The 5,632-nt window shown below is 67.0% G+C and carries 5 protein-coding genes; all 5 read left to right on the top strand.

Going from position 1 to position 5,632, the window contains the following annotated elements; translation table 11 throughout:
* Positions 1-737: 737 nt before the first annotated feature.
* The 5 genes from QT17_RS05650 to QT17_RS14005 all read left to right on the top strand — a co-directional run bounded on the left by QT17_RS05650 (position 738) and on the right by QT17_RS14005 (position 5,627).
* The gene (locus QT17_RS05650; RefSeq protein ID WP_015717247.1) at positions 738-1,874 is read left to right on the top strand and encodes an MFS transporter; all 1,137 of its coding nucleotides are present in this window, start codon (positions 738-740) and stop codon (positions 1,872-1,874) included.
* Positions 1,871-3,022 (top strand): hypothetical protein, encoded by a 1,152-nt coding sequence (locus QT17_RS05645; protein WP_152607335.1) that lies wholly within the window; start codon positions 1,871-1,873, stop codon positions 3,020-3,022. The genes QT17_RS05650 and QT17_RS05645 overlap by 4 nt, the downstream gene beginning before the upstream one ends.
* Complete coding sequence (locus QT17_RS13650) at positions 3,019-4,176, top strand: hypothetical protein (RefSeq protein ID WP_039457572.1); 1,158 nt, start codon at positions 3,019-3,021, stop codon at positions 4,174-4,176. Before QT17_RS05645 ends, QT17_RS13650 begins: the two co-directional genes overlap by 4 nt.
* A gap of 66 nt (positions 4,177-4,242) precedes the next feature.
* Complete coding sequence (locus tag QT17_RS05635) at positions 4,243-4,509, top strand: hypothetical protein (protein WP_018112300.1); 267 nt, start codon at positions 4,243-4,245, stop codon at positions 4,507-4,509.
* A gap of 434 nt (positions 4,510-4,943) precedes the next feature.
* Positions 4,944-5,627 (top strand): hypothetical protein, encoded by a 684-nt coding sequence (locus tag QT17_RS14005; protein WP_200883381.1) that lies wholly within the window; start codon positions 4,944-4,946, stop codon positions 5,625-5,627.
* The last annotated feature ends 5 nt before the right edge of the window (positions 5,628-5,632 follow it).

Raw genomic sequence — 5,632 nt, 5'->3', positions numbered from 1 at the left:
GCTTTCAGAGTTTTGGGGCGAAAGGGTGGTTGACATCACACATGGTGGACCTGCCTCCCAAATGCCAGTCTTTTGCTCTGGCCTGATAAGGCCTTATAGCATCACTTGTGTTAGAAGTAGGAAAGGAAGTCATCGTATCTTCGTAGTCTCGTCAGCTCGGTCTGACTCTCTGGAAGATGTCAGGGGCCTTGTCAGCGAGATTACTACCGGAACGCCAACCCCCGTGATCATAGACATCCCGAGTCGGCGTTCGGTGGGTACCGAAGGGTTTACCCCTCCAGAAACTTGGCCAGAAAACTGGAGCGCCTTTGCAAGTAAGTGCAGTAAAAACTCATGGACAACCTTCCTACCCGATGTAGAGGATACCCTCGTTCTGGCGATTTCGAGCCTAGGACGCGTAGTGGTGTTTCCACTTGAGGAGCAAAACTCTAGGCCCCAGAGTGCCTTAGAGATAGCAGAAAGGCACACGATCGGTTACGATTTGGGTGAGCTCGGAGGTATCATTGGCCATCCCTACAACCACCTGCTGTACGTCACACAACCAATTCAAGGAACTATAATTGCCCTAGATCCGCAGGAATCTAGAAGCTATGCATTTGATCCCCCGGTTGTGAGGGGCTTGCCCTCTCCGACTTGCGTGCGCTTCACCCCAGATGGGGAAAAGATGCTAGTTTGCTCTCCCACAAATGGGGTCGTCTGGGAAGTAACAGGCTTCTCTTCATGACAAGCGTCCTCTAATGCTTGTGGCCCCGCTCCTTGCTCTGGAAGCCTTCCGCCTCTTCGGGGCGGGGTTCTTCTACTTCGCCCACGCCGCCCTCACCGCTCTTGGGGCCTTGAGCCCCCTAGAGGCCAGCCTAGCCCTGGCCTTCCGCCTCCTGGCCGAGCCCCTCTTCGCCCTCTACGGGGGGCATCTGGCCGACCGGTGGCCTAGGGGAAGGCTCCTCCTCCTGGCCGCCTTGGGCCAGGGAGGGCTCACCCTGGCCCTCCTCCCCCTCCTCAGCGCCCCCTCTCCCCTCCCCCTCTACCTCTTGGGCTTCCTCTTCGCCTTCCTGGAGGCCCTGCGGATGGTGGCCGCCGGGGCCCTCCTCGCCGACCTCCTCCCCAAGGAGGCCCTGGCTCGGGCCCGGGGGCAGCTGGGGGCCTTCTATGCCGCTGCCGACGCCCTTTCCGATCTGGCCGCAGGTCTCCTCTTCACCCGAAGCCGCCCCTGGACCGTCGGCCTGGGAAGCGGGCTCCTCTTCCTCGCGGCCGGGCTCTACCGCGCCCTTCCCCTGCCCCCAAGATCCTCGGTGAGACCAGAGGGGGGAAGCCTCTTGGGCTTGCGCTTCCTTTGGGAAAGCCCCTCCCTCCGTCCTCTCCTGCTCCAGGAGGCCCTCCTGGGCCTGGCCTACGCCTTCTTCGCCGGCCTCCTGCCCTTTGTGGTTCTGCGGAGCCTGGGGGAGGTCTCCTGGATCCTGGGCCTCCTGGGCGCAGTCCAGAGCCTCGGGGGGGCCTTGGGAGGGCTCTTGGTAGGGGCGGTCCTGGGGCGGTTAGGAGAAGGAGGTACCCTGAGGCTCGCCCTGGGCCTCGCGGGGCTAGGCCTCCTGGGGACCGCCCTGCTTCCCCCCTGGCCCCTCCTCGCGGGTTTGACCTTTCTCCTGGGGGCTGGGGGCGCCCTCTTCGGCGCGGTGGCCGGGGCGGTGCGCCTGAGCCAGGCCCCCCCGGAGCTTCGGGGCCGGGTGGCGGGAGGCTTTCTCTTCCTGAGCGGAGCCCTGGCCCCCTTAGGCCCCCTCTTAGGCGGGGCCCTGGCGGGGGTGGCCCTCCCCCTTCCCTTCCTCCTGGCCGGAGGGCTCCTCCTCGCCCTCGCCCCCTGGGCGGGAAGGGGGTGGCGGTGAGGGGCCGGTACCTCCTGGCCGAGTCCCTAGGCGTCTTCGGGGGGAGCCTGGCCTTCACGGGCCTTGGGCTCCTCCTGGGCCTTGAAGGAACGACCTGGACCCTGGCCCTCTTGGCTGCTCTCCCCTACCTCACCCTGCCCCTGGACCTCCTCGCCGGCCTCCTCCTGGACCGGTTGGACCGCAGGACCCTCCTCCTCGCAGGGGTCTGGCTTAGGGCTGGGATCCTGGGCCTCTTCGCCCTCCTTCCCAAAGAACCCCTTTTCCTCCTCCCCCTGGCCTTCCTCTTTCAGGCCGTCTTGGCCCTGGACCTCCCCGCCTGGCATGCCCTCCTGGTCCGCCTGGCCCAGGGCAGGCTAGAGCGGGAAGGGGGGAGGCTTCAAGCGGCCCAGCTCCTCGGGGACGGCCTGGGGGACCTCCTGGCCCCTCCCCTCCTCCTCCTGGCCAAGCCCCTGCCCTTTGCCCTGGGAGGCCTCCTCCTCGCGGGGGAGGGCCTTCTCCTCCGGGACCTCCCCGCCTACCCGCCTCCACGGGCGGCGAAGGGGGAGGGTTTTACCCTGAGGGCCCTCCTCGCGGGGCTCGCCTTCCTCCTCGAGGACAGGCGGCTCCTTCCCCTTACCCTCTACGCCCTGGCCCTGAGCTTCCTCTCCGGGCTAGCTCTGGCCCTCCTGCCCCTCCTGGCCCTGGCCCAGGAGACGCCCCCTGCCCTCTACGGCCTCTACCCCTTGGGCCTCTCCCTGGGGGGCTTCCTGGGAAGCCTCGCGGCGGGGAGGGTAGGGCCTTGCCTGGGGATTTGGGGCGGGCACGGGCTGAGGGTCTTGGGGCTTGCCCTCCTCCTCCTGCCCTTTCCTTTCGGGCCTCTTGGCGCTTTCCTTGTGGGCGGGGGCGGTGCCTTAAGCGGGGTCCACCTACGGGCCTACCGGCAGCGCCTCGCGCCGGAGGCCCTCCTGGGCCGGGTGCAGGCGGGGGCGGTGGCCCTTCTCTCCCTGGGGAGCCTCCTCGGCACCCTCCTGGCGGGGGGCTTGGGAACCCTTGGCCCCCGGGTGCCCCTCCTTACCGCCCTCCTGGGCCTCCTTCTCCTCCTGCCCTTGGCCTTGGGGCCCCTGGGGTGCGGGCGGCTCCTCTCCCTGAGGAAGGGGAGGTTCCCGTGAGGTTTCCCTTTCCTAACGGGCCTCTCTGGGCCGAGGCCCTGAGCGACGTCGGGGCCTCCCTCGGCTTTAGTGCCCTCGCCCTGGAAGTAGCCCGCACGGGGGAGGCCTTATGGGTGGGCTTCTTCGCCGCCTTGGGGTACCTCACCCTGGGACCCCTCCTCTTCCTCAGTCCTTGGGTGGAGCGGCAGGGCCTGGCCCGGGCTCTCCTGGAGTTGCGCCTGGCCCGGGGCCTCCTGTTCCTCCCCCTTCCCTTCCTGCCGCGGGAAGCCGCCCTCCTGGTCTTCTACGCTTACCCCCTTATGGTCCTCACCGACCTGGCCATCGTGGCCTGGGAAGGCCTCCTGGTGCGGAGAGGCCGGGACAGGCTGGCGGAAAGGAGCGGCAAGCTCTATGCTGCCTGGGAGGTGGGGGGGCTGGTGGGGGTAGGCCTCGGCCCCGCCCTCTTCGCCCTCCATCCCGCCCTCCCTTACCTCCTTGCCGCCGGGATCCTCCTCCTGGCCTGGGCCCTTCTCCGCCCCGCCCTCACGGGGGAGAAGGGGGAGAGGGAGGAGGCGACGAGGCCCGAGGCCTTGGTGCAGTCCCTCCGTCGCCTCCTGGCCCATGCCCCCCTCAGGCCCTATCTCCTTCTTTCCCTCCTCTTTACCCTGGCCCACGCCCTCACCACCGCCCTTCTGGGCCTTCTGGCCCTCCGGGCGGGCACCCCGGAAGCCCTCTTCGGCCTGGTCTTCGCGCTGCAAAGCCTGGGGTACACCCTGGGAAGCTACTTTGCCGGGCGGGTCCCACCGGCCCTGGCCTTTAGGCTGGGCCCATTAGGGGCAGCCCTCGGGGGGATGGGCTTTCTCCTGCCCTTTCCCCTCCTCCTCGCCGCCCCACCCCTCTTAGGCCTGGGGGTGGCCCTCCTCAGCACCCACCTGCGGGCGGTGCGGGGCTGGCTCCTGCCCAAGGAGGGCCTGGCCCCAAGCCTTGCCGCCATCCGGGCCCTCCTCTACGGGGCCGGGGCCCTGGGGGGCCTGGGGGCGGGGGTCCTGGGCAAGGGGAATCCAACCCTGCCCCTCCTCCTAGGAACCTTGGGATTCCTGGTCCTTCTTCCCTTCGCTTTAGGACCCCTCCACCCTAGGCGACTGGAGGCCTTAAGGCAAGAAGAAGCAGAGTAGGAATCTTGGACAAGGAGAATCTACCCCTTCTCGTTTTTGGCCCGTTTCCGGCTAGCCTGTAGGCGTATGACGCTGGCCCTCCTCCTCTGGCTGGAAGCCTTCCGCCTCTTCGGGGCGGGGTTCTTCTACTTCGCCCACGCCGCCCTCACCGCTCTTGGGGCCTTGAGCCCCCTAGAGGCGAGCTCAGCCCTGGCCTTCCGCCTCCTGGCCGAGCCCCTCTTCGCCCTCTACGGGGGGCATCTGGCCGACCGGTGGCCCAGGGGAAGGCTCCTCCTCCTGGCCGGGGGGCTCCTCCTCGGCTTCGCCTCCTGGGCGGGAAGGGGGTGGCGGTGAAGGCAGGCTAGTACGGACACTTAAAGCCCCGGCCCCGGGGGCGAGCAGTGGGGGGCGAGGCACTGGGGAAGGACCCCAGAGCCCCCGAGGAGGGCGAGGAGAAGCCAGAGGAGCCGCACGCCTGAAGGCTACCCCGGCCCATGTAACCTCCACGTAACGCCCTAGAGTCTTTATGAGAGCTTCCTGAGTTACGCGGGCGTTACCTTCCTCTTGCTACCCTGAGGCTAACCCGTAAGGGGGTGAAGGAGATGCTCAAGGAAGTGCAGGAGGTCAAGGTCGGCGGCCGGACGCGGCGGGTTCACGTGAGGCCCTTCGCCTGGAATTCAAGAGTGCCCTTGGCGCTCCTGGTCGTTCTCTCTGGTCTTTTTGCGGGCTGCGGGCGGGGAGCGGCAACCGCAACGCCTTCCCAATCCCCCGATCAATCCGCTGCCTGGATGGAACTCGCCCCCGGAATCCGGTACCGGGAGGGGGAGGGGAGGGTTTCCCTGGATATAGCGCCACCTCTTTTGAGCGAGGAAAGCGTGCGGAAGTTCGCTGAATACGCCCAGGGAAGGATGGCCCAAGCCACCTCCGAGGAAAAGGCATTCTGGGAGGAACAGCTGCGCTTTGTGAAGGAGCAGCAGGCTCTTTGGTCCGACGAGGAGCTTGTGGTAAGCGTCCTGGAAAGGGCCTTCTTGGAGAGGATCCCTCTCCCCCTGAAGGAACCGCAACGCCAGGAACTTAGGGCGAAGCTGGGGGAAATTGTGGGGCAGATGAAACGGTACGGTCCGGAGAACCTCCCTGGGGGTGGAGACTTCCAGGGTTTGCCCCCGAAGCTCAAGACCTCTGATGGGGGAATGGTGGTGGGTCTGGATACTTTTCCCCTCCTGGTCCAGCACCTGGGCCCCCAGTCCCTTTTCCCGTCCTGTAGCTTGGCGGCCTCGGCCATGCCCACCACAGCCTCTCCTGGGGCTAAGGCCTACGCTTTCGCCAGCTGCTCTACGGGCAGCATCATCTGGGGCCAGGTGGAAACCCGGACCAGCGCCAAGGCGGCGAACGACTGGCCTCCACCCTGCTACGACTCGGGTTGGCCCACTTCCCAGTGCATGAGTGTGGCCTACGGAAGCACGGGGTGCTGAACCCG

Source organism: Thermus sp. 2.9, from assembly GCF_000794385.1.
Taxonomy (GTDB): Bacteria; Deinococcota; Deinococci; order Deinococcales; family Thermaceae; genus Thermus; species Thermus thalpophilus.
This window is presented reverse-complemented; position numbering and strand designations above follow the sequence as displayed.